This window comes from Limimonas halophila (assembly GCF_900100655.1).
Taxonomy (GTDB): Bacteria; Pseudomonadota; Alphaproteobacteria; order Kiloniellales; family Rhodovibrionaceae; genus Limimonas; species Limimonas halophila.
The window spans coordinates 15,278-39,430 of record NZ_FNCE01000009.1; the positions used below are offsets into that span (position 1 = coordinate 15,278).

The 24,153-nt window shown below is 70.5% G+C and carries 25 protein-coding genes; 15 read left to right on the top strand and 10 right to left on the bottom strand.

The window, feature by feature from the left end; translation table 11 throughout:
- The first annotated feature begins 33 nt into the window (after positions 1–33).
- Both rlmD and BLQ43_RS11215 read left to right on the top strand, forming a co-directional pair.
- Positions 34–1,356: a 23S rRNA (uracil(1939)-C(5))-methyltransferase RlmD gene (gene rlmD, locus BLQ43_RS11210; protein ID WP_090020877.1), complete on the top strand. Its 1,323-nt coding sequence runs from the start codon at positions 34–36 to the stop codon at positions 1,354–1,356.
- A gap of 95 nt (positions 1,357–1,451) precedes the next feature.
- Entirely contained in the window at positions 1,452–1,772 is a 321-nt protein-coding gene (locus BLQ43_RS11215) for a hypothetical protein (RefSeq protein WP_143006267.1), read from the top strand.
- 138 nt (positions 1,773–1,910) lie between these two features.
- Here the strand turns inward: BLQ43_RS11215 and BLQ43_RS11220 are convergent, their stop codons facing one another.
- Both BLQ43_RS11220 and BLQ43_RS11225 read right to left on the bottom strand, forming a co-directional pair.
- Positions 1,911–2,807, bottom strand: coding sequence for a 50S ribosomal protein L11 methyltransferase (locus tag BLQ43_RS11220; RefSeq protein ID WP_090020881.1), 897 nt, complete (start codon positions 2,805–2,807; stop codon positions 1,911–1,913).
- Between the two features lie 19 nt (positions 2,808–2,826).
- On the bottom strand, positions 2,827–3,780 hold the full coding sequence (locus tag BLQ43_RS11225) for a complex I NDUFA9 subunit family protein (RefSeq protein WP_090020883.1): 954 nt from the start codon (positions 3,778–3,780) through the stop codon (positions 2,827–2,829).
- 189 nt (positions 3,781–3,969) lie between these two features.
- Here BLQ43_RS11225 and BLQ43_RS11230 point away from each other — a divergent pair, with 189 nt between their 5' ends.
- On the top strand, positions 3,970–4,584 hold the full coding sequence (locus BLQ43_RS11230) for a ribonuclease D (RefSeq protein WP_090020885.1): 615 nt from the start codon (positions 3,970–3,972) through the stop codon (positions 4,582–4,584).
- A gap of 7 nt (positions 4,585–4,591) precedes the next feature.
- On the opposite strand, the gene BLQ43_RS11235 is transcribed toward BLQ43_RS11230, so the two are convergent.
- Positions 4,592–4,978, bottom strand: a complete 387-nt coding sequence (locus tag BLQ43_RS11235; RefSeq protein WP_090020886.1) for a DUF4870 family protein — start codon at positions 4,976–4,978, stop codon at positions 4,592–4,594.
- 156 nt (positions 4,979–5,134) lie between these two features.
- On the opposite strand from BLQ43_RS11235, the gene BLQ43_RS11240 reads away from it, so the two are divergent.
- From BLQ43_RS11240 to ltrA, 8 genes are all read left to right on the top strand, one after another.
- The gene (locus BLQ43_RS11240) at positions 5,135–6,184 is read left to right on the top strand and encodes a KpsF/GutQ family sugar-phosphate isomerase (RefSeq protein WP_090020889.1); all 1,050 of its coding nucleotides are present in this window, start codon (positions 5,135–5,137) and stop codon (positions 6,182–6,184) included.
- A 30-nt stretch (positions 6,185–6,214) separates the two neighbouring features.
- Entirely contained in the window at positions 6,215–6,889 is a 675-nt protein-coding gene (gene lptC, locus BLQ43_RS11245) for an LPS export ABC transporter periplasmic protein LptC (protein WP_090020892.1), read from the top strand.
- Positions 6,886–7,761 carry an LptA/OstA family protein gene (locus tag BLQ43_RS11250; RefSeq protein WP_090020894.1) on the top strand — a complete coding sequence of 292 codons (876 nt, stop codon included), beginning with the start codon at positions 6,886–6,888 and terminating at the stop codon, positions 7,759–7,761. Before lptC ends, BLQ43_RS11250 begins: the two co-directional genes overlap by 4 nt.
- Before the next feature lie 7 nt (positions 7,762–7,768).
- Positions 7,769–8,620 carry an LPS export ABC transporter ATP-binding protein gene (gene lptB, locus BLQ43_RS11255; protein ID WP_090020896.1) on the top strand — a complete coding sequence of 284 codons (852 nt, stop codon included), beginning with the start codon at positions 7,769–7,771 and terminating at the stop codon, positions 8,618–8,620.
- 35 nt (positions 8,621–8,655) lie between these two features.
- On the top strand, positions 8,656–10,092 hold the full coding sequence (gene rpoN / locus BLQ43_RS11260; protein ID WP_090020898.1) for an RNA polymerase factor sigma-54: 1,437 nt from the start codon (positions 8,656–8,658) through the stop codon (positions 10,090–10,092).
- Between the two features lie 172 nt (positions 10,093–10,264).
- On the top strand, positions 10,265–10,876 hold the full coding sequence (gene hpf, locus BLQ43_RS11265; RefSeq protein WP_090020900.1) for a ribosome hibernation-promoting factor, HPF/YfiA family: 612 nt from the start codon (positions 10,265–10,267) through the stop codon (positions 10,874–10,876).
- A gap of 35 nt (positions 10,877–10,911) precedes the next feature.
- Positions 10,912–11,376, top strand: coding sequence for a PTS IIA-like nitrogen regulatory protein PtsN (ptsN, locus tag BLQ43_RS11270; RefSeq protein ID WP_090020902.1), 465 nt, complete (start codon positions 10,912–10,914; stop codon positions 11,374–11,376).
- 698 nt (positions 11,377–12,074) lie between these two features.
- Positions 12,075–13,535, top strand: a complete 1,461-nt coding sequence (ltrA, locus tag BLQ43_RS11275; RefSeq protein WP_245659563.1) for a group II intron reverse transcriptase/maturase — start codon at positions 12,075–12,077, stop codon at positions 13,533–13,535.
- Between the two features lie 225 nt (positions 13,536–13,760).
- On the opposite strand, the gene BLQ43_RS11280 is transcribed toward ltrA, so the two are convergent.
- The 4 genes from BLQ43_RS11280 to BLQ43_RS11295 form a co-directional block, all read right to left on the bottom strand.
- Positions 13,761–15,023 (bottom strand): M28 family peptidase, encoded by a 1,263-nt coding sequence (locus tag BLQ43_RS11280; protein ID WP_090020904.1) that lies wholly within the window; start codon positions 15,021–15,023, stop codon positions 13,761–13,763.
- A 284-nt stretch (positions 15,024–15,307) separates the two neighbouring features.
- Positions 15,308–15,835 carry a hypothetical protein gene (locus BLQ43_RS11285; RefSeq protein WP_090020905.1) on the bottom strand — a complete coding sequence of 176 codons (528 nt, stop codon included), beginning with the start codon at positions 15,833–15,835 and terminating at the stop codon, positions 15,308–15,310.
- An 8-nt stretch (positions 15,836–15,843) separates the two neighbouring features.
- Complete coding sequence (locus BLQ43_RS11290; protein WP_090020906.1) at positions 15,844–16,056, bottom strand: hypothetical protein; 213 nt, start codon at positions 16,054–16,056, stop codon at positions 15,844–15,846.
- A gap of 430 nt (positions 16,057–16,486) precedes the next feature.
- Complete coding sequence (locus BLQ43_RS11295; protein ID WP_090020908.1) at positions 16,487–16,858, bottom strand: hypothetical protein; 372 nt, start codon at positions 16,856–16,858, stop codon at positions 16,487–16,489.
- 160 nt (positions 16,859–17,018) lie between these two features.
- On the opposite strand from BLQ43_RS11295, the gene BLQ43_RS11300 reads away from it, so the two are divergent.
- Positions 17,019–17,237 (top strand): helix-turn-helix domain-containing protein, encoded by a 219-nt coding sequence (locus tag BLQ43_RS11300; RefSeq protein ID WP_090020910.1) that lies wholly within the window; start codon positions 17,019–17,021, stop codon positions 17,235–17,237.
- 302 nt (positions 17,238–17,539) lie between these two features.
- Here the strand turns inward: BLQ43_RS11300 and BLQ43_RS11305 are convergent, their stop codons facing one another.
- On the bottom strand, positions 17,540–18,751 hold the full coding sequence (locus tag BLQ43_RS11305) for a class I SAM-dependent rRNA methyltransferase (RefSeq protein WP_090020912.1): 1,212 nt from the start codon (positions 18,749–18,751) through the stop codon (positions 17,540–17,542).
- Entirely contained in the window at positions 18,748–20,508 is a 1,761-nt protein-coding gene (gene ggt, locus BLQ43_RS11310) for a gamma-glutamyltransferase (protein WP_090020913.1), read from the bottom strand. The genes BLQ43_RS11305 and ggt overlap by 4 nt, the downstream gene beginning before the upstream one ends.
- 241 nt (positions 20,509–20,749) lie before the next feature.
- Between ggt and BLQ43_RS11315 the strand changes: the two genes are divergently transcribed.
- The 3 genes from BLQ43_RS11315 to panC all read left to right on the top strand — a co-directional run bounded on the left by BLQ43_RS11315 (position 20,750) and on the right by panC (position 23,269).
- Entirely contained in the window at positions 20,750–21,499 is a 750-nt protein-coding gene (locus BLQ43_RS11315) for a helix-turn-helix domain-containing protein (protein WP_218119192.1), read from the top strand.
- Positions 21,500–21,572: 73 nt separating this feature from the next.
- Positions 21,573–22,397 (top strand): 3-methyl-2-oxobutanoate hydroxymethyltransferase, encoded by an 825-nt coding sequence (gene panB, locus BLQ43_RS11320; RefSeq protein WP_090020915.1) that lies wholly within the window; start codon positions 21,573–21,575, stop codon positions 22,395–22,397.
- A complete protein-coding gene (gene panC / locus BLQ43_RS11325) occupies positions 22,394–23,269 on the top strand; it encodes a pantoate--beta-alanine ligase (protein WP_090020917.1) in 876 nt (291 codons plus the stop codon). Before panB ends, panC begins: the two co-directional genes overlap by 4 nt.
- On the opposite strand, the gene BLQ43_RS11330 is transcribed toward panC, so the two are convergent.
- Positions 23,266–24,147 (bottom strand): LysR substrate-binding domain-containing protein, encoded by an 882-nt coding sequence (locus tag BLQ43_RS11330; RefSeq protein WP_176758649.1) that lies wholly within the window; start codon positions 24,145–24,147, stop codon positions 23,266–23,268. The genes panC and BLQ43_RS11330 overlap by 4 nt on opposite strands.
- Between the last annotated feature and the right edge of the window lie 6 nt (positions 24,148–24,153).

The window sequence follows — 24,153 nt, forward strand, 5'->3', positions numbered from 1 at the left end:
CCTCAATTTCAAACGCACGGGGAAGATCACGCCATGCGGCGCAAGGCCCGACGCGGCGGCGGCAAGCAGGCGGAGCTCACCATCGAGGGGCTGGGCGCGCGCGGCGACGGCGTGGCCCAGCACGACGGCCGCCCGGTGTTCGTGCCCTTCGCGCTTCCCGGCGAGCGTGCGCGCGTCAAGCTGACCGGCGCGAAATCCGCCGGGTACAAAGGCGAGCTGATCGAGCTGCTCAGCGAAAGCGCGGACCGCGTCGAGCCCGTGTGCCCGCACTACGGGCCGTGCGGCGGCTGCACGCTCCAGCACCTCGCGCCGGAGGCCTACCGCACCTGGAAGCGCCAGCAGGTGCTCAACGCGCTCCAGCGCGAGGGCGTTCGCGGGCCGGACGGCGGCGAGCCGAACGTCGCGGAGCTGACGGTCGTGCCGGCGGGCACGCGGCGCCGCGCCACGCTCACCGCCAAGGCGCGCCGCGACGGCGTGGACCTGGGCTTCCACGGGCGCGAAAGCCACGTCCTGGAGCACATCACCACCTGCTACGTGCTGCGCCCGCGGCTGGTCGAGGTGCTGCCGGGGTTGAGCAACGCCCTGCGCCATCTGCTCAAGGGCGGGGAGAGCGCGAGCGTCACCCTGCTCGACGCGGACAACGGCGTCGACGTGCTCGTGCGCTCGCACCGGCCGCCGGGCCTGGACGCGCGCCAGGCGCTCGCCGCGCTGGCCGAGCAGCAGGACCTGGCGCGCGTCACCTGGCTGCCCATCGAGCTGGACCCGGAGGAAATCGAGGCCGAGCCCGTCTCCATCCGCCGGCCGCCCTTCGTGCATTTCGGCGAGATCGCGGTGGAGCCGGAGCCCGGCTCCTTCCTCCAGCCCACGGCCGAGGGGCAGACGGCGCTGATCGAGGCGGTGACGGGCTGGCTCAAGGACGCGGGCGGACCGCTGGCGGACTTCTACGCCGGCTGCGGCACCTTCACCTTCCCCCTGGCGCGCTACCAGCCCGTGCACGCCGTGGAAGGCGAGCGCGCGGCCATCGCCTCGCTTTGGCAGGCGGCGCGGCGCAACGACTACGCCGGGCCGGTGACGGCCGAGGTGCGCGATCTGGTCGAGGAGCCACCGGCCGCCGAGGAACTGGACACCTTCGCCGGGGTGGTCTTCGACCCGCCGCGCGCGGGCGCCAAGGCCCTGGCGCGCGAGCTGGCGGACTCACGGGTCCCCACGGTCGTGGCGGTGTCGTGCAACGCCAACACCTTCGCCCGCGACGCGCGGTTGCTGGTGGAGGGCGGCTACACGCTCGCGGAGGTGCGGCCCATCGACCAGTTCCCCTGGTCCGGGCATCTGGAGCTGGTGGCGCGCTTCCATCGCTGAAGCGCCACGGCTGTCGGTCGAAAGCTGCCGTGTTGCGCCCTGCGCCCGTGGTTGTACCCTCGGCGTCGATGTTCACCGCGCGTGCGGAGGACCGCGTGGCCGAGGAGTACCGGGAAATCACCTTCGACAAGCGCGAGCTTCAGGTCGCGCTGCGCGATTACGGCACCCGGACCGGCCGCATCGAACCCGGCGACGGCGGCGCCGTGGGCGTGGAGATCACCCGGCGCAACGAGGTGGAGGTGAAGCTGTCGCTGGAAACCCGCCGGGTAACGTTTAACGCCGAGGAGATCACGGCCGCGCTCATCCTCTTCGCATCCAGCCTGCAAATGCCCGTGCCGCGCCGGGCGCAGAAGACGCTTTCGGCCACGCGCGAACGCGTCACCCTGGAGCTGCGCACGCACACGCCCTACGTGTAATCTGGACGCTCCTTGAGCGGAACCTACGACAAGCCGAGGATGTACCAGCGGAGTCTCGCCAGGGTCCTTTCTCCTTCAGGAGAAAGAAAGAATGAGGCCATGAGTTCCGCTCATTGCGCATGCGTATAAGCGCCCGGCTCACACCGGCTTGCGCAGGATCAGCGTGGTCCAGCCGTCGATGCGGATGCGGCCGTGCAGGATCAGGCCGTGCGCGCGGTGGCGCAGGAAGACGCGCTGCGCCTGGCGGTCGAGGATGCCGGCGAGCACGGCGTAGCCGCCCGGCGCGAGGTGGCGGGCCAGATCCCCGGCCATGTCGCCCAGCGGCTCGGCGAGGATGTTCGACAGCACGAGGTCGTAGGGTGCGTTGCGGCGAACGCCGGGGGCTTCGTAGCCGTTGCTGTGGATCGCCGTGATGTGCTTGCTGCACCGGTTGAGCGCCGCGTTTTCGCGCGCGATGCGCACGCTGACCGCGTCGTTGTCGGCGGCGACGACCGGACAGCGCCACAGCCGCGCGGCGGCGAGGGCGAGCAGGCCCGTGCCCGTGCCCATGTCCAGGGCGCGTTTCGGCCGCAGCCCGGCTTTGTGCAGCCGCTCGATCGCCAGCAGGCAGCCGCGCGTGCTCTCGTGATGGCCGGTGCCGAAGGCCTGGTTGGCCTCCACGCGAAAGGCGATGCTGCCCGCCGGGCGCACGGCGTCGGCGTTGTGCTCGCCGTAGACCAGGAAGCGGCCCGCGCGGATGGGCGGCAGGCTTTCGTAGCTGCGCGCCAGCCAGTCGACGTCGGGCAGGGGCTCGACGCTGTGCGCGGGCATGGGCACGCCCGCCGCCTCGGCGGCGGCGGCAATGGCGTCGGCGAGCTGGTCCGTTCCCGGCGCCTCGCCGAAGTAGACCGTCAGCGGGACGTGGCCCTGATCGTCCGGCGCGCCGGAGACGATGGCCCCGCCCATGCCTTCCAGGATGGTTTCGAAGGCCGGTTGCGCGGCCCGCGGCACGGCGAGCGTGAGCTGAACCCCGGCCGTCTGCGGCTGTGCGTCCATGGGTCCGGTCCGGCGACGGTCAGGACACGCGGCGCCGGACGTTGAAGCGTCCGCCCGGGCGGTAGACGTCCATGTAGCGCGGCAGCACCGCCTCGATCGCCTGGGGCGAGATCTCCAGGTCGGCGAAGGTCGGCTGCTCGCCGCCGACCACGTTGTCCACCTTGAGCAGCTTGAGCTGGTCGCGCGTCAGCGGCGGGCTCGGCAGGTGTTCCAGGATAGCGGCCTGGATCTCCGCCAGCGCGAAGGGGATGGGCAGCAGCAGGCGCTTGCGCCGGATCTGCTCCAGCATCAGCGCCATCAGCTGCTTGAAGGTGTAGGTGCGCGGGCCGCCCAGCTCGTAGATGCGGCCCTTGGCGTCGGCGCGCGTGAGCGCCGCCATCGCCGCGTCCGCCACGTCGCCGGCGTAGACGGGCTGGAAGCGCGTGGTGCCGCCGCCGATCAGCGGGATCACCGGCGACAGCGTCGCCATGCGGGCGAAGCGGTTGAAGAAGCTGTCCTCGGGGCCGACGACGATCGAGGGACGCAGGATCGTGGCGTCCGGGAAGGCTTCCAGCACCGCCTTTTCGCCCATGGCCTTGGTGCGCGCGTAGACCGAGGGCGACTCCGGGTCGGCGCCCAGGGCCGAGAGCTGCACGAAGCGCTTCACGCCCGCGTCGGCCGCCGCCTTGGCGATGCGCGCGGGCGCCTGGGCCTGCACCTGTTCGAAGGTCTGGACCCCGCCCGTCTCGTGCAGGATGCCGACGAGGTTGACGGCCACGTCGGCGCCTTCCAGCGCCCAGCGCACGGCGTCGTCGTCCTGCACCGCCACGGGCAGGCGCACGATCTGGCCCACGTTGCCCATGGGCTGCAGGAAGTGCGCGGCCTCGGGGTCGCGCACCGCCACGCGCACGGTGTAGCCCTGGTTCGCCAGCCGCTTGACGATGTAGCGCCCGATGAAGCCGGAGCCGCCGAAAACCGTCGCCGTGCGTTCCATCGCGCCCGTCGCCTCCCGAAGCCGTGGTGTCCGCGCGTGCCCGGCCGGCCGCGCGATCGCGCCCGTCAAGGTAGGGCCGGGCCGGCGCGGGGCCAAGCGCGCGCACGCATAGCACGCCGGCGCGGGGCGTTGACAGCCCGCCGTCGGCGTCTACCGTTCGCCCGATCCGGTCAAGCCAGGAGGCGCGCCGTGGCGATCCATCTGCACGAAAACGACATCCCCGCCGATCTCGACCTCGGCACGCAGGTCGCCATCGACACCGAGACGATGGGCCTGAACCTCAACCGCGACCGGCTGTGCGTGATCCAGCTCTCCGCCGGCGACGGCGACGCCCACATCGTCCAGGTGCGCGACCGCACGGCGCCCGCGCCCAACCTGCGCGCGCTCGTCGCCGACCGGGGGGTCGAGAAGCTGTTCCACTTCGCCCGCTTCGACGTGGCGCACCTGCAGCAGCACTTCGGCGTGGCCTGCCGGCCGGTGTTCTGCACCAAGATCGCCTCGCGCCTGACGCGGACCTTCACCGACAAGCACGGCCTGAAGGACCTGTGCCTGGAGCTGCTGGGCGTGGAGCTGTCCAAGATGCAGCAGTCAAGCGACTGGGGCGCGGCGGAGCTGAGCCGCGACCAGCTCGCCTACGCGGCGCAGGACGTGCTCTACCTGCACCAGCTCCGCGAGCGCACGGCCGCGCTGCTGGAGCGCGAGGGCCGGGCGGAGATGGCGCGCGCCTGCTTCGACTTCCTGCCCTGGCGTGCCGAACTGGACGTGGCCGGCTGGGACGGCGTGGACATCTTCGCGCACCACTAATCCGGGATCACGGCCCGTACGGCCGGCGGTCGCGCGTGCGCAGGATGCCGCGGATGGAGAAGATCAGCACCCAGATCGACAGGCCCAGCAGCACCAGCGCGCCGACCACCACGAAGACCAGCACCCAGCCGACGACGTAGATCCCGGCCGCGATCCAGAAGTAGCGGATCGCCTTGGCGAAGTGGTCCGCGTAGATCGTGCCGTGCGCGTCCTCGCGCTTCACGTAAGCGATCGCCACCGCCACGACGTTGCCCAGCCCGTTGGTGAAGACGCCCACCAGGTGGGCGATCCACATCGCCATCACCGTGGTGTGCAGGCCGTCGTCGGCGGCGCGCGGCGGCTCCACCTCCGGCCGGGTGGGAAAGCGGGCGTCGTCCTCGTGATGCGGGTACATGCGGCACCTGGCTGTGTGGTCGAACGCGCGAACGGTAGCGCACCGCCCGCGTGGGGTGGAAGGTGTCGTGCTGGACGCTTTGATCGTGCGACGGTATCACGATGCCTTGGATGCGCCGGGCGCGTTCCGGCGAATGGCGAGAGTGTGAGCGCACGCATGGCGCCCAACGCACACCCCGATTCTCCCGAAACGCGAAGCGACATCGCCGCCGCCGGGCGCGTGCTCGCCCTCGAACGTCAGGGCCTGGAGGCGCTGGCCGCGAGCCTGGACGCCAGCTTCGCCCACGCCGTGGACATCATCCGCGCCGCCAGTGGGCGCGTGGTCGTCACCGGCATGGGCAAGAGCGGCCACATCGCCCGCAAGATGGCGGCGACCTTCGCCTCCACCGGCACGCCCGCGCTCTACGTCCACCCCGGCGAGGCGAGCCACGGCGACCTGGGCATGATCGCCGCCACCGACGCGGTGATCGCGCTGTCGCACTCCGGCAACACCGCGGAGTTGTCGGACCTCATCGCCTACGCCCGGCGGTTTTCCATCCCGCTCATCGCCGTGACGGCCAAGACGGAAAGCACGCTCGCCACCCACGCGGACTGCGTGCTCCAGCTGCCGGACGCGGAAGAGGCCTGCACCATGGGCCTCGCGCCCACGACCTCCACCACGATGATGCTCGCCCTGGGCGATTGCCTGGCCATCACGCTGTTGGAGCGCGCGGGCTTCTCCAGCCGGGACTTCCAGCTGCTGCACCCCGGCGGCACGCTCGGCAGCCGCCTGGTTCAGGTGCGCGACATTATGCACGGGCCGGAGGCGATGCCGCTGGTCGGTCCCGACGCGCCCATGAGCGACGCCATCCTGGAGATGACGGCGCGCAAGTTCGGCTGCGTCGGCATCGTGGGCGGCGACCGCGCGCTCGCGGGCATCATCACCGACGGCGACCTGCGCCGGCACATGGCGGACGATCTGTTGTCGCGGCGGGCGGGCGACGTCATGACCAGCGCGCCCAAGACGGTGCGCCCGGAGACGCTCGCCGCGGAAGCGCTCGGGTTGATGAATCGCGATGCCATCACCAGCCTTTTCGTCGTGCGTGACGACGGGAGCCGCCCCGATGCGGATGGGGGCCGCGCCGTCGAGGGCGCTGGAGGCACCGCAGTCGACCGTCCCGTGGGCATCCTGCACATTCACGATTGCTTGCGCGCCGGGGTGGCTTGAAGCCGGTGCCGTGACGAAGAGGAACGGCGCATGGGCAAACGCGGCGACGCCGCACAGCAGAGCGACACCGAGCCGGGGGGCGGTCAGCCGCCGCGGCGGGTCTGGCGCAGCGGCTACGGGGTCGTGTCCGGCGCGCTGAAGATCGGCCTGCCGATCCTGGCTGTGGGGCTCGTGCTGCTGGTCATCGTGTGGCCGCGGCTCTTCCCGGCCCGGAACGGGCTGGAGCCGGTCAACGGCTCCAGCGTGACCCGCAGCTCGGACGAGCTGGCGATGACCGACCCGCGCTACGTCGGGCGCGACGACAAGAACCGCCCCTTCTCGGTGCGCGCGCAACGGGCCAAGCAGACCGGCGCGGATGGCAAGCGCGTCTACCTCGCTCAGCCGCAGGGGACGATCACGCTGGACAACGGGCGCAGCCTCGCGGCGGGCGCAAAGTCCGGCTACTACCACCGCGACACCAAGACGCTGACGCTCAACGGCAACGTGACCGTCCGCCACAGCAGCGGCTACATGCTGCACACCAGCGCCGCCGAGGTGGACCTCAAGGCCGGCACGGTCGTGTCCGACCGCCCGGTGGTGGGCCAGGGGCCGGCGGGAACCGTCTACGCCCAGGGCATGCGCGTGCTGGACGGCGGCGACACGGTGATCTTCACTGGGCGAAGTCAGGTGACCCTCGACGCCACGGAAAATGGGGGCGCGTCGTGACCGCGCCACGCTTGCTCGCCGCTGCACTCGCGCTGCTGCTGCCCGCCGCCGCCTGGGCGCAGACCAGCACCCTGGAGATCGACCGCGATCTGCGCATCACGGCGGAAGAAAGCCTGGAATGGCACCGCACGGAGCAGACCTACGTCGCCCGCGGCAACGCCGTCGCCCGGCACAAGGATCAACGGCTCAGCGCCGACAAGCTGGTCGCCTTCTACCGCGAGGCGGGCGATGACGGCGAGGGCGACAGCGAGGCGGATGGCGGCCTGCTGGGCGCCGGCAACACCGAGATCTACCGCGTGGAGGCAACCGGGGGCGTCCGCGTCACCACGCCCAGCGCCACCGTGATGGGGGCGCGCGGCATCTACGACCTGAACGAGCCCGTCGTCGTCATGCTGGGCGACGACCTGCGCCTGGAAACCGAGAACGGCGCCACGGTCACCGCCGAGGACAGGCTGGAATTCTGGCCCGGGCGCGATCTCGCCGTGGCCCGCGGCAACGCCGTCGCCACCAGCGGTGACCGTGAACTGCGCGCCCGCGTGATCCAGGCCGTGTTCACGGGCGAGGGCGAGGCGCGCGAGCTGACGCGCCTGGAGGCCTTCGACAACGTTCGCATCCGCCTGGCCGACGGCAACGCGCGCGCCGAAACCGGCGTGTACGAAACGGGCGCCGACGTCGCCGAACTGTTCGGCTCGGTGCGCCTGGAGCGCGGGGGCACGCGCCTGCAGGGCGGCTACGCGCGCGTCGATATGGCCTCCGGCCGCAGCGAGTTGCGCGCCGCCGCGCCCGAAGGTGACGCCGAGACCGGGGTGCGGGGTTTGATCGAGAAGCCCACCGTCGAGCCGGCGTCCGAAGGCGCCGGGAATTCGGGCTGACGCCGCCATGCGCCAGGGGACCGACGAGGCCGGGATCGAAGAGGGGCGCCCGCTGGCGCCGGACGCCGCCGGCGGCGGGGAGTCCGTGCTCACCGATCAGGCGGACGGCCGCTCGGCCCCGCGCGCCCTGGCCGAGCGCACGGGCTTCGCCGCCATCGACATCGCCAAGAGCTTCCGCAAGCGCCCCGTCCTGCGCGGGGTAACGGTCGCCGTTCAGCGCGGCGAGGCCGTGGGCTTGCTGGGCCCCAATGGGGCGGGCAAGACCACCTGCTTCTACATCATGACCGGGCTGCTGACCCCGGATCAGGGCTGGGTGACCCTGGACGGCCACGACGTCACCGACCTGCCGATGTACCGCCGCGCGCGCCTGGGCATCGGCTACCTGCCGCAGGAACCCTCGATCTTCCGCGGCTTGACGGTGGAGCAGAACATCCGCGCCGTGCTGGAGGTGGTCCAGCCCGGCCGCAAGCGCCGACGCCAACTGCTGGACGAGCTGCTGGAAGAGTTCGCGATCACCCACCTACGGGGCACCTCGGCCGCGGCGCTCTCCGGCGGCGAGCGGCGGCGCGCCGAGATCGCCCGCGCCCTGGCGTCGCAGCCCAGCTTCATCCTGCTGGACGAGCCGCTCGCCGGCATCGACCCCATCGCCGTGGGCGAGATCCGCGAACTGGTGAAGCACCTCAAGGAACGGGGGATCGGGGTCCTCATTACGGATCACAACGTCCGCGAGACCCTGGACATCGTGGACCGGGCGTACATCCTTCACGAGGGCCACGTGCTCATGGAGGGCTCGCCCGCCGAGATCGTGGCGCACGAGGACGTCCGCCGCGTTTACCTCGGGGAAAGGTTCAGCTTGTGAGACTCGCCGCTCAGGTGTTCCAGGGGTAGAGGCCCATGGCGATCAGCCAGCGGCTGGAGGTGCGGCAGAGCCAGTCCCTGGTGATGACGCCGCAGCTTCAGCAGGCGATCAAGCTGCTGCAGTACGCGAACCTGGACCTGGCGGCCTACGTCGATCAGGAGGTCGAGCAGAACCCCCTGCTCGAACACGCCGCCTCCGAGGAGACGGAGCGCGACGTGGCGCCGGCCGAGTCCCGGCGCGGCGACGAGGACGACCTGGACGACCGCGGCGGCGATGCCGGCGACTGGGACGGGGCGCCGCCCCAGCTTGCCGACTGGTCGCGCATGCCGGCCGGTGGCGGTAGCGACGACGACGGCGGGATCGCCAGCTTCGAGCAGCGGCTCGCCGACTCCGTCACGCTGCGCGATCACCTGCTGAACCAAGCGCTGCCGCTGGTCGCCGACGCGCGCGAGCGCGCCATCGCGGAAAGCCTCGTCGACAACCTGGACGAAGCGGGCTACCTCGCCGCCGGCGTGGACGAGCTGGCGGCGCTGCTGGGCACGGACGCCGAGGCCGTGGAGTCCGTACGCCAACGCCTGCTGGGGCTCGACCCGACGGGCGTGTTCGCCCGCTCGCTGGCCGAGTGCCTGAGCGCGCAGCTGCGCGAGCGCGACCGCCTGGACCCGGCGATGCAGGCGCTGATGGACAACCTGGCGCTGGTGGAGGACCGGCAGTTCGACCGCCTGCGCCGCCTGTGCGGCGTCGAGGCGGACGACCTTTCGGACATGCTGGCGGAGCTGCGCGCGCTCGATCCCCGGCCGGCGCTGGCCTTCGGCGGCGGCACGGCGCAGACGGTGGTGCCCGACATCCTGATGCACCGCCACCCCGACGGCGGCTTCACCGTGGAGCTGAACCGCGACACCCTGCCGCGCGTGCTGGTGAACAACCGCTACTACGCCCGCATCGCCGCCGAGGCGCGCAGCAAGGACGACACGCGCTACCTCAACGAGCGCCTGCAATCGGCCAACTGGCTGACGCGCGCGCTGGACCAGCGGGCGCAGACCATCCTGCGGGTGACGCGCGAGATCGTGCGCCGCCAGCACCTCTTCTTCGTCAAGGGGATCGAGTTCCTGCGCCCCATGACGCTGCGCGAGGTGGCGGAAAGCGTGGACATGCACGAGTCCACCGTTTCGCGCGTGACGGCCAACAAGCACATCGCCACGCCGCGCGGCACCTTCGAGTTGAAGTCCTTCTTCACTGCCGCCATCCAGGGCTCGGACGGGCAGGCGCACTCGGCGGAGGCCGTGCGCCACCGCATCAAGGCGCTGATCGACGCCGAAACCCCGGGCAAGGTTCTTTCGGATGACCGGATTGTGACGATCCTGCGCGGCGAGGGGATCGATATTGCACGCCGGACCGTGGCGAAGTACCGCGAGTCCATGGGCATTCCGTCGTCCAGCCGGCGCAAGCGGGCCAAGGCGGCGGCGTCGTGAGCCGCGGCGTTCCGGGCGGTTTCGGCTTTTGATTGCCGCGTCCGGGGCGTTACGCTCGCCGGATGGGGCGGTCGTTGACTTCCCCGGCCGGCGGGCCTAGCGTCGCGGCCTTCCGCGCAGGCGAGGGTCGCGGCGGAACACGAATGGGCGTAACGGGCTGGGATCGAAAGCCATGCACCTGTCCGTCCACGGCAGGCACCTCGACATCGGCGATGCGCTGCGCACCCATATCGAGGAGAGCCTGAGCGGGATCTTCACGAAGTACTTCGGCGACGCCATCGAGGCCTCGGTGACGATCGCCCGCGACGGCCCGATGTACCACGCGCGGCTGATCGCCAAGATCGGGCGCGGGCTCGACCTGGCGGCCGAGGCGCGCGCCGACCGGCCGTACGACGCCTTCGACGGGGCGGCCGAGCACCTGGCGAAGCGGTTGCGCCGGCACAAGCGGCGGCTGCGCGACCACCACAAGGACGACGGCGGCGGCCCCACGGAACGCGCGCGGCAGGTCGTGCTGTCCGGCGAGCCCGAAGAGGAGGCCGCGCCGGATGGTGGCGACGGCGACGGCGCCGGCCCGGAGGCCGCGGACGGCCAGCCGGCGGTGGTGGCCGAGATGCCGCACGACATCCCCACGCTCACGGTCGGCGAAGCGGTCATGCGCCTGGATCTGGCGGATCAGGGGGCGATGATGTTCCGCAACGCCGGGCACGGCGGGTTCAACATGGTCTACCGTCGCGCCGACGGACACATCGGCTGGATCGACCCGCAGGGCAACGCCGCCGCCTGACGGTGCGGCGAGCGTAACTGCGCGAGGTGGCCGTCATGGAAATTGCGGACCTGATCGGCCCGGAGGCGGTGATCCCCAACCTCCGGGTGACGAGCAAGAAGCAGGCGCTTCAGGAGCTGTCCCGGCGTGCCGCCCGGCTGACGGAGCTGCCCGAACGGCAGATCTTCGAGGTCCTGGTGGAACGGGAACGCCTGGGCACCACGGGTGTGGGCAACGGCATCGCCATTCCCCACGGGAAGCTGAGCGATCTGGACCGCCTGCACGCGCTCTTCGCGCGTCTGGAAAACCCGATCGACTTCGACGCCATCGACGAACAGCCCGTGGACCTGATCTGCGTGCTGCTGGCACCGGAAGGGGCCGGGGCCGATCACCTCAAGGCGCTGGCGCGCATCTCCCGCCTGCTGCGCGACCGCACGGTGTGCGAAAAGCTGCGCGGCAGCGAAAGCGCCGACGCGATCTACGCCATCCTCACGGAATCCGCGGCCAGCCACGCCGCCTAGAGCAGATCGCCGTAAAGCGGAATCAGCTTCTTCGGGGTGTTACGCCCACACCGCCCTGGCCATCCCGGCGTGATTCCGCTTGCTCGTGCGTGAAGCGGCCGACAGGCCGGTGAGCGCCGCAGGCGCTGAAACTGCTCGCACACGAAAAACTGGAACCAAGCGCGAGGTTTCCAGCTTTCTCGGCAAACACGATTTTACGCACGACGCTCTAACGCGGCTCGGGACGCGGGAAGGCTTCAAACGCAACGGGGCGCCCGGCCGACGGGCGCCCCGTTTTTCGGTGTGCCAGGCATGGCGCTGATCTTGGAGGTGAAAGTCCTCTTCGTGGCCCTGGTGGCGGGAAGCGATAGCCGAAGGCAACTGCGTCGTCGCGAGGCGGCGTGGGGAGGAAGCTGGAGGCAAAGTGCGGGGCCGACGTACAGGAACCGGATACGAGGCCGCTGCGGGTGGGTAACCCGGCCGAATACGGGGACGCCCGATAGCCACCCGGAACGCGCGGCGGTAAATCCGGCGGCGACCGCACGAAGGATCAGTGTCTTACCCTGGGAGGTCTCCCGGTTTCCCCGGGCGAGCCGGGGCAGGAGGCCGGCGACGGTTTCCGACGGACCGGGAGAAGTCAGCCGAGGTCATAGTAGGCCGGGCTTTCCGCCCTGCCGAAGGACCGAAGTCGGTCGCCAAGGAGCAGACTGGCCCGTTCGATGACCGTAGCGCGGCAGCAAGCGGCCCCAGCCCAGTTCCGGTTCTTCGATGCGTCGGATATGGGCCCAGCCCGCCACCCCGAGGCCGGCAACGCCGGCAGCGAAGCTGGCACGCGGGAGGCGCCGCAAGCGGTCGCGGCACGGGCCGAGCCCCGAGCCTTGCCGACCTTTGTGATGGAGGAGGTCGCCGACCCGGCGAACCTCAACCAGGCCTACAAGCGGGTGAAGGCGAACAAGGGCGCCGCAGGCGTCGACGGCATGCCCGTCAGCGCGCTCAGGGCCTGGATCGCCGAGCATCGGGACTGGCTGGTCACGGCCCTGTTGGACGGGACGTACCAGCCGGCCGCCATTCGCGGGGTCACGCTCCCGAAACCGGGCGGCGGGACCCGGCAACTGGGCATCCCGACGGCCGTCGACCGCCTGGTTCAACAGGCGATCGTCCAGGTGCTGGAGCCCAAGCTCGACCCGACCTTCTCGGACTCGAGTTACGGGTTCCGGCCCGGGCGCAACGCCCATCAGGCGGTGCTGGCGGCGGGCGATCACGTCGCGGTGGGCGCGACCATCGTCGTGGACCTCGATCTGGAGAAGTTCTTCGACCGGGTGAACCACGACGTGCTGATGGCGCGTCTGGCCCGGCACGTCGCCGACCGGCGCCTGCTGAGACTTGTCCGACGCTTTCTGCAGGCCGGGATGCTGGCCCAGGGCTGTCACACCCCGCGCTACGAGGGGACCCCGCAAGGCGGTCCGCTCTCGCCGCTGATGGCGAATCTCCTGCTCGATGACCTGGACAAGGAGCTTGAGCGGCGGGGCCACCGGTTCTGCCGGTACGCCGACGACTGTAATATCTACGTCCAGTCCCAGGCGGCCGGCGAGCGCGTGATGGCGTCGATTTCGGCGTTCCTGGAGCGCCGGCTCCGGCTCCGGGTCAACCGGGCGAAGAGTGCGGTAGCGCCGGTGCAGCACCGGCAGTTCCTGGGCTATCGCCTGCATCGCGACGGCGGGCTGGGGATCTCCCCGGAGGCCTACCGCCGGGCCACGGCCCGGCTCCGGGCGATCACCAGCCGGCGGCGGGGCGTGCCGCTCAGCCACGTGATCGCGGAGGTGAACGCGTTCACCACGGGCTGGGTGCGATACTTCCGGCACGCTCGGGCCAAGCAAGCCCTGACGGCCCTCGACCAATGGCTCCGCCGGCGCCTGCGGTGTTTCCGGCTGAAGCAGGCCAAAACGCCGTCGGGCCTGCGCAGCCTGCTGACCCGCAATGGCGTATCCCGGCCCACGGCCCGCAAGCTGGCCGGGTCAGGCCGCGGCTGGTGGCCGCTGGCCAACACGCCGCAAGCCGCCCACGCTCTGTCCCAGGCTTGGTTCGACCAGCGCGGCCTCAAGGCCCTGGTCGCCCATTACAAGGCGGTCACCACGACCGATAACCGCCGTGGTACGAGACGCGTATGCCCGGTGGTGTGAGAGGGGGGCGCCGTAAGGCTCCCCCCTACTCGATTGCGGTGCGCGGAGGTCCGTGTTTCCGGGGCGGGGCGCGTACAGCGAGCAGGCGTCTGCCCTCGCTGTACGCGGTGAACCCGAAAGGTTTCATGGCCTCATTCTGTCTTTCTCCTGAAGGAGAAAGAACCCAATCGGCGATGCCGCGACCACGGACCGATCCGAAGCCGACGACCTGAGAGCTGGTCGGGGTTACTCGGACTCGTCCTTGGGCTTCTCGCCGCCCTGGTGCTGGAGCGGTTCGGCCCGGTCGAGGCGCGGGTGGTTGTTCCGGAACTCGCGGCGCAGCTTGCCGTTGCCGTCGTCGCGGCGGTCGAGGGCCTGAATGGCCTTGGCGACGCCGTGGGTGGCCGCCAGCACGTCGCCGGTGTGCCCGGATTCCGAGATGGTGTGCATGTTGCGGATGGGCATGCCGATCGAGGTCGCGGCGCAGTCGACCGCGCCCAGCACGCCGGCCATGCCGTCGGTGCCGGTGTCGGCGCCGCAGACGTCGCGCTGCATGGGGATGTCGTGGGCGCGCGCCTCGCTCTCGATCACGGCGTTGAGCTGCTCGCTGGCGATGGAGCCGACGGACAGCGTGAAGCCCTCGCTCATCTTGAGCGGGTTGGGCTTGCGGTCGCCGATGCCGGGGGCGGCGGCGTAGTCGTGGTTGACGTCCACGGCGATCAGCGCGTCCGGCTTCAGCTCACCGGCCAGCACGCGGCTGCCCATGCGGCCGATTTCCTCGTAGCTGGCGATGGCGAAGAGGGTGCGCACCTTCTCCGGCGCGCCGGCCTCGGCGGTGAGGCGCGCGGCCTCGGCGGTGACGAAGCAGCCCAGGCCGTTGTCCAGGTAGGCGCCGTAGAAGGTGTCGGGGCTGAAGCCGTGGCGGATGGGGCGGTTGAGCAGGATGGAATCGCCGGGGCGCACGCCCAGGTTTTCGACCTGCTGCTTCTTGTTCTCGCCGTGGATCTGCAGCTCGACGTAGAGCTGTTCCTTCTTGATGCCCTTCTCGCCGCTGCGCACGGCCTGGTCGGCGAAGTGGATGGCGCCCACGGCCTCGACGGTGCCGCCCTCGATGCGGCGGTAGTCGCCGGGGGCGTCCGGGTTCTCGCTGAAGATCGCGACCTCGTGCCCGATCAGGGTCGTCGGCATGAAGGAATCGCTGTTGATCCAGATCTTGCCGTCGTCGCCGATGCTGCGGACCTGCATGCGGATCTTGTCGGCGTGGCCGACGACCATGACGGTGAAGCGGTCCGTCTCGCCCGGATGGCTGTCCAACACGATGCCGGCGTGACCCGTGAACTGGTGAACGTGCCAGCCGGGGCGGGCGACGGACTCGAAGTAGGGCTTGAGCACGCCGTAGGTCATCGCGCCCTCCAGCCCGATGGGGCTGGGCGCGGCCAGGATGTCGCGCATCTGCGCGAACTGCGCCTCGGGCATGGGCTGCGTCCAGGGTGCCTGCGTCTCGGCCATCGTGGGGTGTCTCCGGGTTTTCCTTGGGGGTCGGTCGTGATCGCATGCCGCGCCGCCCACCGGCGCGCGCCGCGCGGAGGCTGACTCAGCCCGCTCTCATCTGCAACGCGGGGCGGTGGTGTGGGGCCGAGATCGGCCGGCGGTAGGCGTTGGGGAAGTGTGTTCTGTGGTGGTTCGCGTGACGCCCAAACCGTATGACCGTGAGACCATTTCTCCGTGCTGGCGGGAATTGTGTGTGCGGCCAGCTTCGGCCGGTCGCGTCCACGCCACTGCGACATCCGGAATCAGGCGGCGCTGCCGCCGGGCTGAACGGGTGGCACGATGTCGATCAGCGAGACCCCCACGAAATGCAGGATAATAGCAATCAACGCCAAGATGACCGAGTATAGAAACGCACCAAGCGCGGATATCGCCAAATTTTTCCAGAATGTATCCTTGGAAGCCATCGTGGCGAGCGTATCTTTCAGCGCCGCGTGGGCGTCTTCGGCTCGCCTGACGGCGTCCTGGCCGAGCGCTTCTTGGCGGATTTGGGGGTCATAGGACTCTACGACACTTTCCGCGTAGCTGTAGAGGAGGCTCGTCGCGTCATCGCGCAAACGCTTGACCGAATCCGGGTCCAATTGGGCGTCGACAAATGTTCGGTATTCTTCCCCGGACGGTTCACGTCCATACGTCTGCCGGTGACGAATGACCCAATGACGCTTCGAGCGTTTGTACAGCGCATACGCGAGCATGCCGACGAGGTCGTCGTCAGCGCCGACCAAGGTTTCGTACGCCTGATTGTAGCTCGTTTCGTCGTCAGTTTCGGGCAATCCGGCAGCTACTTCGTTTTCTTGTCGGTCTTGTTTTTGACGGCGTCCAGCGCACGCTCGTGAACGGTGCGGTCGAGCACCTTGATCTTGCTTCCATCCGGGGCGTGCACCGTCGCCGCCACGTCACGGCGGTTCGCGTGCCCCGTCGCCACGCGACCGACCAGATAGTGCGTCTGCCGATCAACCTGCGAATGCGGTTTCAACTTGGTGGCCTGGGTCACGGAATGCCTCCTTTTTCAACTCACTATATTGGTCCACGAGACGATCGGATGCAAGAAAGCTAGCCTGAGCTGTCCTGCCGGCGTGGACGTTCGTCGGTGTCCCGGCGCGGTTCGATCGCTCACCTCAGGTTGTACACGGTCGAAGGCCTGATAGGTCTTTATACCAGTGGACATGGAAATAGACTTATAAGAGTGAAGTTTGAGTCGCTTCATCTCCGTCTGAAGCTGCGACATCGGCGGGTTGGTCCTTTCTCCTTTTATGAGAAAGACAGAATGAGGCCATATACCAAAATCAATATACCGCCACAGCCGCTGGTATTACAATCGAAGTGGGCGGCGATGAAGCTTGCTTTCTTCAGACGCCTGCCGGCGTCGTGATATCCGGCTGTGCGCGTATCCCGCGACAGCTCATGTCGACGGTGATTGAAAATCACTCGCCCGTTCGCTGCGTTTTCGCGGCGTGGCGAGGCGCGGTGAAGGTGAGCAGTTCGTCCAGGGCGTCGGCCTGGAGGCAGGAGAGGGTGTCGCTTTCGGTGTTGTCGCGGCGGTGGGATTCCGTGACGCGGGCCTTGGCGGCGACGCCCGCCAGGCTGTCGGCGGGGATGAGTTGCATGGCGTCCGCCGCCGCGAACATGCGCTCCATGTGGGTGTCGATGAGCGGATCGTCCTCGGGCGCGCTCGCCATACGGTCCAACAGCGCCGCGCGGTGGTCGTGAAAGCTGCGCTCCAGGGCCAGCAGCCGCGCGTCGTTGGCCCGCGCCGAGCGCATCCAAAGGCAGCCGAGCACCGCGCTCGCGGCCACGCACGTGCCCCATCGCAGATGCGTTCCAGCCCGCATCCTTGCCTCCGATCCGTATGTCGTGCTCTCTGATCGGTACACAATAACGACGGATCGGTGCTGTGTCAACACAAATAGGTCTTATTTCGGTATTGAGTGTCTGATGAACGGTATGCAGTGCCGAATGGCGCGGGCGGCCCTGGGGCTCGGGATTCGCGAGACGGCGGACCGGGCGCAGGTCGCGCCCTCCACGCTGCAACGGATCGAGCGGGGCGAGGACGTGACCGTCTCGCGCCTCACGGCCGTTCGCGCAGCCCTGGAAGCGGCCGGCGCCACCTTCCTGCCCGACGACGGCAACGGGCCGGGTGTTCGCGTTCGGCCGAACGGCACGGAAACGGCGTAAGTAGGGCGCCTTCGCACGCCGTCAGGCGTGCAAGGCGCCGGCACGTCGGGAAATCTGCTCCGGCGGCATGCCGCGCTGGTGCGCGGCGATGCCGCCCTACGAGTTTCCGCAATTTAATCGATGATCCGCGCCCAATTGCGCGCATAGAGCCCGCGGATCAGTGCCGGTCCGGATGGCGACGATTCCCAAGATGGACTCAAACATCGCGTTTGGAAGGCGTCCATTGGACTGACAGATGCGATTAAACACGCTTGTGTTTAGCGTCCGTTGGCCTGACGGATGCATGCAATACGCTTGTATTGCTAGTCCAGCGTCAGGGCCTGGCATTTCAGGTAGCCGGTTTCGGGGAGCCAGGGGTGGATGGGGTGGTCGGGGCCGGCGCCGGCGAAGCGGAGGATGCGGCCGCCGCGCCCCACGTCTTCCAGGCCGCGGCGGATTTGTTCGCCGAAGGTGTGCGCTTCCACGTGGTGGGAGCAGGAGCAGCACACCAGGATGCCGCGCGGGGCGACGAGGCGCGCGGCCATGCGGGCCAGCTTGCGGTAGGCTTTGACGCCCTGCCAGTAGTCCTTCTTGGCCTTCACGAAGGCGGGCGGGTCGGTGACGACGATGTCGAAGGTCTGCCCGGCCTTGTGGCGGGCCTCCAGGTCGGCGAAGACCTCGCTTTCCACCGTGGAGAAGCGGTCGTCGACGCCGTTGAGCTCCGCCGCCTCGCGCGCCTTGTCCAGCGCGGTTTCGGAGCGGTCGACGGCGATCACCGAGGCCGCGCCGCCCAGCGCCGCCTGTACGGCGAAGCCGCCGGTGTAGGAGTAGGCGTCGTAGACGCTGCAGCCCTTGGCGAGCTGGGCGACGAAGGCGCGGTTGTCGCGCTGGTCGAAGAACCAGCCGGTCTTTTGGCCCTCGCGCGGGTCGGCGCGGAAGTGGGCGCCGTTTTCCAGCACGGGGATGGGGCCATCCAGCTCGCCCAGGCCCATGCGGACCTCGCGGTGCAGCCCCTCCTGCTCGCGCGAGGCGCCGTCGTTGCGCAGCACGATCGCGCGCGGGGAAAAGACGCTCTCCATCGCGGTCAGCAGCTCGGGCGTCAGGCGCTCCATGCCCGCGGTGTTGATCTGCACCACGAAGACGTCGCCGAAGCGGTCGATGACGGCGCCGGGGAAGCCGTCGGCCTCGGCGTGGGCGAGGCGGTAGTGCGGCGTCCCGATCAGGCGGTCGCGCAGGTCGCGGGCGCGGCGCAGGCGGTCGGCGAAGAAGCCGGCGTCGATGCGGGCGTCGGCGTCGACGGTGAGCAGGCGGGCGCAGATCAGCGGCTTCTTGTTGAAGACGTAGGTGCCGAGCGCCTTGCCCTGCTCGGTTTCCACGCGCACCACCTCGCCGGGCGGGATCTGCTTCGCGGCGGCGTTCATCTGGATCTCGTTGGCGAAGATCCAGGGGTGGCCGACCTTGGCGCGCTTCTTGGGGTTGTTGGCGCGCAGGCGGACGACGGGACGCTCCGCGAGGGAGCTGGCGGGCGAGGTCATTCGGTGTCTCCGGGTGCGGGAACGGCGAGCGCGACGCCCTCGCGGCGCGGGTCGGCGGCGCCGTGGATGGTGCCGTCGGGGGTGACGCGGATGCCGTGCAGGCCACTGGTCATCCCCCGAAGCTCGACCTCGTGGCCGCGCTCGCGCAGGGCGTCGGCGATTTTGGCGAGCTCGGTGCCCTTTTCAAGCTCCGTGGGCCCGTTGCGGTTGACGAAGCTGGGCTGGCGGATGGCCTCGGCCAGCGAGAGGCCCCGGTCGAGCACGCCGACGATGCGCTGGGCGACGAAGCCGATGATGAAGGGGCCGCCGGGCGAGCCCAGGGCCATGCGCAGCTCCGCGTCGTCGTCGAGCACCATCGTCGGCGACATCGAGGACATGGGCCGCTTGCCGGGCTGCACGCGGTTGGCGACGGGGCGCCCGTCCACCGTGGGCTGGAAGGAAAAGTCCGTGAGCTGGTTGTTGAGCAGGAAGCCCCGGACCATGCGGTGCGAGCCGAAGGCCTGCTCGATGGAGCTGGTGATGGACACGGCGTTGCCGTCCGCGTCCACGATGGAATAGTGCGTGGTGGAGCGCCCGCCGGGCGTGTCGGGCAGGGCGGCGCGGCGCGTCAGCAGGCCCGGCTCGGCTTTGCCCAGGCTGGAATCGGGGCGGATGCTCGCCGCGCGCTGGATCAGGTAGCGGTCGCTCACCAGCCGGGGCAGAGGGATGTCCACGAACGCCGGGTCGCCCAGGTAGCGGTTGCGGTCGGCGAAGGCGAGGCGCGAGGCCTCGGCCACGTGGTGGACCAGATCGGCGGTGGAGGCCGTCAGCGTTGCCGGGTCGACGGTCTGCAGGATGCCCAGGATCTGCAACACGGTGACGCCGCCGCTGGTGGGCGGGCGGTGGCCGCAGACGATCTCCCCGCGGTAGCGGCGGCAGACGGGCTTGCGGGCCTTGGCCTCGTAGGTGGCGAGGTCCGACTCCCGGAGCTTGCCGCCGGCCGCGCGCACCTTGTCCACGATGGCGTCGGCGATTTCGCCCTCGTAAAAGGCGTCGGCGCCGCGCTCGGCGATGGTTTCCAGGGTGCGCGCGTAGGCCGGGTTGGTGAGCGTGTGGCCGACCGGCAGGGGCGATCCGTCGGCCCGGTAGAACAGCTCGCGCGCCGCCGGGTCGTCCGCCAGATCGTCGTCTTCGGCGAGCAGCGTGTGCAGGCGTGGGCTGACCGGAAAGCCCTCGCGCGCCAGGCGGATGGCGGGCTGGAAGAGGCGCTTCCAGGGCAGCTCGCCGTGCTTCTCGTGCGCGCGCTCCAGCATGCGCACCAAGCCCGGCACCCCCACGGACTTGCCGGAGAGCACGGCGGTCCAGAAGTTCATGGGTTCGCCGTCCGGCTTGAGGAAGAGGTCGGGCGTGGCGGCCTCGGGCGCTTCCTCGCGGCCGTCGTAGGTGGCGATCGTCTTGCGCGCGCCGTCGTAGCGCAGCATGAAGGCGCCGCCGCCCAGGCCGCTCGACTGCGGCTCCACGAGGCCGAGCACCATTTGCACCGCGATCGCCGCGTCCGTGGCGGAGCCGCCGGCTTGCAGGATCTCGCGCCCGGCGCGCGCGGCCAGCGGATGCGCCGCCGTCACCATGGCGGTGTCGCTGGCGGCGGTGCGCTTGTCCGCCAGCTCGTAGAGGGCCGGCGTTTCAGGCTCGCCGGCGGGATCGTCCTCGGGCGCGGTGCCGGCGCAGCCGGTGAGCGCGAGCAGCGCGGCGGCGAGACAGGCGGCCGAACGGCGCATGCCGGAAGGCTCCGGGTCGGTGGTCGGAGCGGCGAGGGTCCGATGAGACGCGGGCGCGTGCAAGCCCCGGTGGCCGGCGCTCGGGTGCGAAAACGCTGCGAACGGGCGACTCATTATAGACGTGCGCGTGGCAGGTACCCTAGCGTGTGTCACCCGGCGGGATCGGGTTTCGCGGTCGAGCCGCGCCGCACGGGCGCGCCCCGCCCCCGCTCGGGACCGCGCGGCCCGAGGGAGAGAGTCGATGCTGGACGTGGCCACGGCGACGGCGGCGCTGCAGGAGCGCCCGCGCGATCCCGCCCCCGAGGGCGCGGGCTGCCATCACTGCTCCATCCGCCATTTGACCATCTGCGCGCCGCTGCAACCGGAGGAGCTGAGCTCCGTCGCGGCGATCGCGGACCGCGTCGACCTGGCGCCCGACGAACTGCTCTTCGACGCCGGCGAGCCGGCGCGCCGCGTGTTCACCGTCAGCAGCGGCATGCTCAAGACCTACAAGCTGCTGCCCGACGGGCGCCGGCAGATCACCGGCTTCATGATCGTGGGCGACGTGCTGGGGCTGGCCGACGAGGGCTGCTACGCCTACAGCGTCGAGGGGCTGACCCAGGCCCGCCTGTGCAGCTTCGAACGCGAGCGCCTGGAGCGTCTGCTGGAAGCCTACCCCAAGATGGAGCGCCGCCTGCTCTCGATGGCGAGCCACGAGATCGCCACCGCCCACGAACAGATGCTGCTGCTCGGCCGCAAGACGGCGAAGGAAAAGATCGCCTCCTTCCTCGTCGGCTTCCGGCAGCGCGCCGCGGCGCGCGGGCTGTCCGCCGATCCGGTGCACCTGCCCATGAGCCGCGCCGACCTGGGCGACTTCCTGGGGCTGACGATGGAAACCGTCAGTCGCACCTTCTCCCGCCTTCGCAAGGACGGAATCATCGCGCTGCACAACGGGGGCCGCGTCGAGGTGCGCGACCTCAACGCCCTGGCAAACATGGCCGAAGGGGTGTGATTCGGCCGTGTTTGCGCTGCAGCATTTTCGGGCGTAAAAATGGAGTCGAGGGCGTGATGGACGGCGGGAGGGCATCCCCGTGAACGCGGTGACGACTCGCGACGTGCGCGCGCGCAAGGGCGGCACGCCGCTGGTGTGCCTGACGGCCTACACGGCCCCCGTGGCGCGGCTGCTGGACCCGCACGTGGACCTCCTGCTCGTGGGCGATTCCGTGGGCATGGTGGTCTACGGGCTGGAGACGACGCTGGCCGTGTCGCTGGACACGATGGTCGCCCACGGGGCGGCCGTGGTGCGGTCCAGCGAGCGCGCCTGCGTGGTCGTGGACCTGCCCTTCGGCACCTATCAGGAATCGCCTGAGCAGGCGTTCCGCAGTGCCGCCCGCGTGCTGGCGGAAAGCGGCTGCCATGCCGTGAAGCTGGAAGGCGGGCGCGAGATGGCGGAGACCGTCGCCTTCCTCACGGCGCGCGGCATCCCCGTTCTGGGCCACGTCGGCCTGCAGCCCCAGGCGGTCCACACCCAGGGCGGCTTCCGCGCCCAGGGCCGCAGCCAGGAGGCCGCCGAGGCCATCATGGCCGACGCGCGCGCCATCGCCGACGCCGGGGCCTTCGCCATCGTCGTCGAGGGCGTGGTGGAATCCGTCGCCGCCGAAATCACCGAAGAGGTGGCGGTGCCCACCATCGGCATCGGCGCCTCCGCTCGCTGCGACGGGCAGATCCTGGTGACGGACGATCTGGTCGGGCTCAGTCCGAGTTCGCCCAGCTTCGTCCACCGCTACGCGGAGATCGGCGGCACGATCGACGACGCGGCGGCGCGCTATGCCCGCGACGTGCGCGAGCGCGCGTTCCCCGGCGAGGGCAACGTCTACAAGGCCAGACAGGCAGCGGGCGGGGCCGGATGACGACCGACGCGGTGGAAACCCTGGCCGTGGCGCGCACGGTCGCGGCGCTGCGCGAGCACGTGGCCGCCTATCGCCGGCGCGGCGAAAGCGTGGGCCTGGTGCCCACGATGGGCGCGCTGCACGCCGGCCATCTGGCCCTGGTGGAGGCGGCGCGCCGGCAGTGCGACCGCGTGGTGGCGACGCTCTTCGTCAATCCCAAGCAGTTCGACCGCCCCGACGACCTGACCCACTACCCGCGCGACGAGGGCCGCGACGCGCGCCTGCTGGACGAGGCCGGCGCGGACCTGCTCTTCGCCCCCTCGGGCGCGGAGATGTACCCGGACGGCTTCGCCACCACCGTCTGCGTCGGCGGGGTGACTGACAGCCTCGAAGGCGCGCACCGCCCCGGCCACTTCGACGGCGTCACCACGGTGGTCACCAAGCTGCTGCTGCAAAGCCTGCCCGACCGCGCCTTCTTCGGCGAGAAGGACTACCAGCAGCTCGTCACCGTGCGGCGGCTGGCGCGCGATCTGGACATTCCCGTGACCATCGAGGGCGTTCCCATCGTGCGCGAGGGCGACGGCCTGGCGCTGTCCTCGCGCAACCAGCGGCTGACGGCGGACCAGCGCGCTGTCGCGCCCACGCTCGCCCGCGTGCTGCGGGACAGCGCGGCGCGGCTCGCGGATGGAACGGCGGATGCCGACGCGGTGCTGGACGGGGGCCGGCGCACCCTGCTCAATGCCGGGTTCGACGCGGTCGATTACCTCGCGCTGTGCGACGCCCGCGACCTCACCCCGCTCGCCCGCGCCGACCGCCCGGCGCGCCTGCTGGCGGCGGCGTGGCTTGGCCCCGTGCGCCTCATCGACAACATTGCTGTTGGCGACGCCGGTTAACCGCCCGCCCGCACCTGCCGCAGCAGCCAGCGCCGGAAGGCGTCCACCGCCGGGCTCGTGACCGTGTGCGGGGGCGCGACGAACCAGTAGACCGCGCCCGTCGCGATCGCCTCGCCGAGCCGGATCAGGCTGCCGTCCGCCAGGCCGTCGTCCACCAGCGGCCGGCGGCCCAGACCGACGCCCATGCCCGCCGTGCTCGCGCGCAGGACGGATTCGCTGGAATCCAGCGCCGTCGGCACCGGCAGCGCCGCCGGGTCCAGGCCGTGCGTGCGCGCCCACCACGCCCATTCGCCGGGGTGCAGGCTGTTCGCCAGCAGCGGCCCGCGGGCGATGGCGGCGGCGTCGGCCGGCTCGGGGAAGCGTTCCCGCAGCGAGGGCCCGGCCACGGGCGCCAGGGTTTCCGGCCACAGGCGGTCAGCGTGCAGGTGCGCATCCACGTCGGGCGCCATGCGGACGGCGGCGTCCACGGCGTCGCGGCTGAAATCTGTGACCCGCGCCGAGGTTTCCAGGTGCAGCGCGATCCCTGGGTGCTCGGTCTGAAAGGCGGGCAGGCGCGGCACCAGCCAGCGGCCGGCGAAACTGGGCGGGATGCTCAGTGTCAGCCGGCCGGTGGCGCGGGCGGTGACGCGGCGGGTGGCAGCCCGCATCCCGGCGATCGCCTCGCCCAGCTCCGCCTGGTACTGGCGGCCCGCCGCCGTCACCGTGAGCCGCCGGTCGCGGCGCAGGAAGAGCGTCACGCCCAGGTGGCGCTCCAGCTTCTTTACTTGGTGGCTGATGGCGGATTCGCTCAGGCGCAGCTCGGTCGCGGCGGCGCGGAAGCTTTCCAGGCGCGCGGCGGCCTCGAAGGCGCGCAGGGCGGCGAAGGGCGGCAGCTCCATGCGACC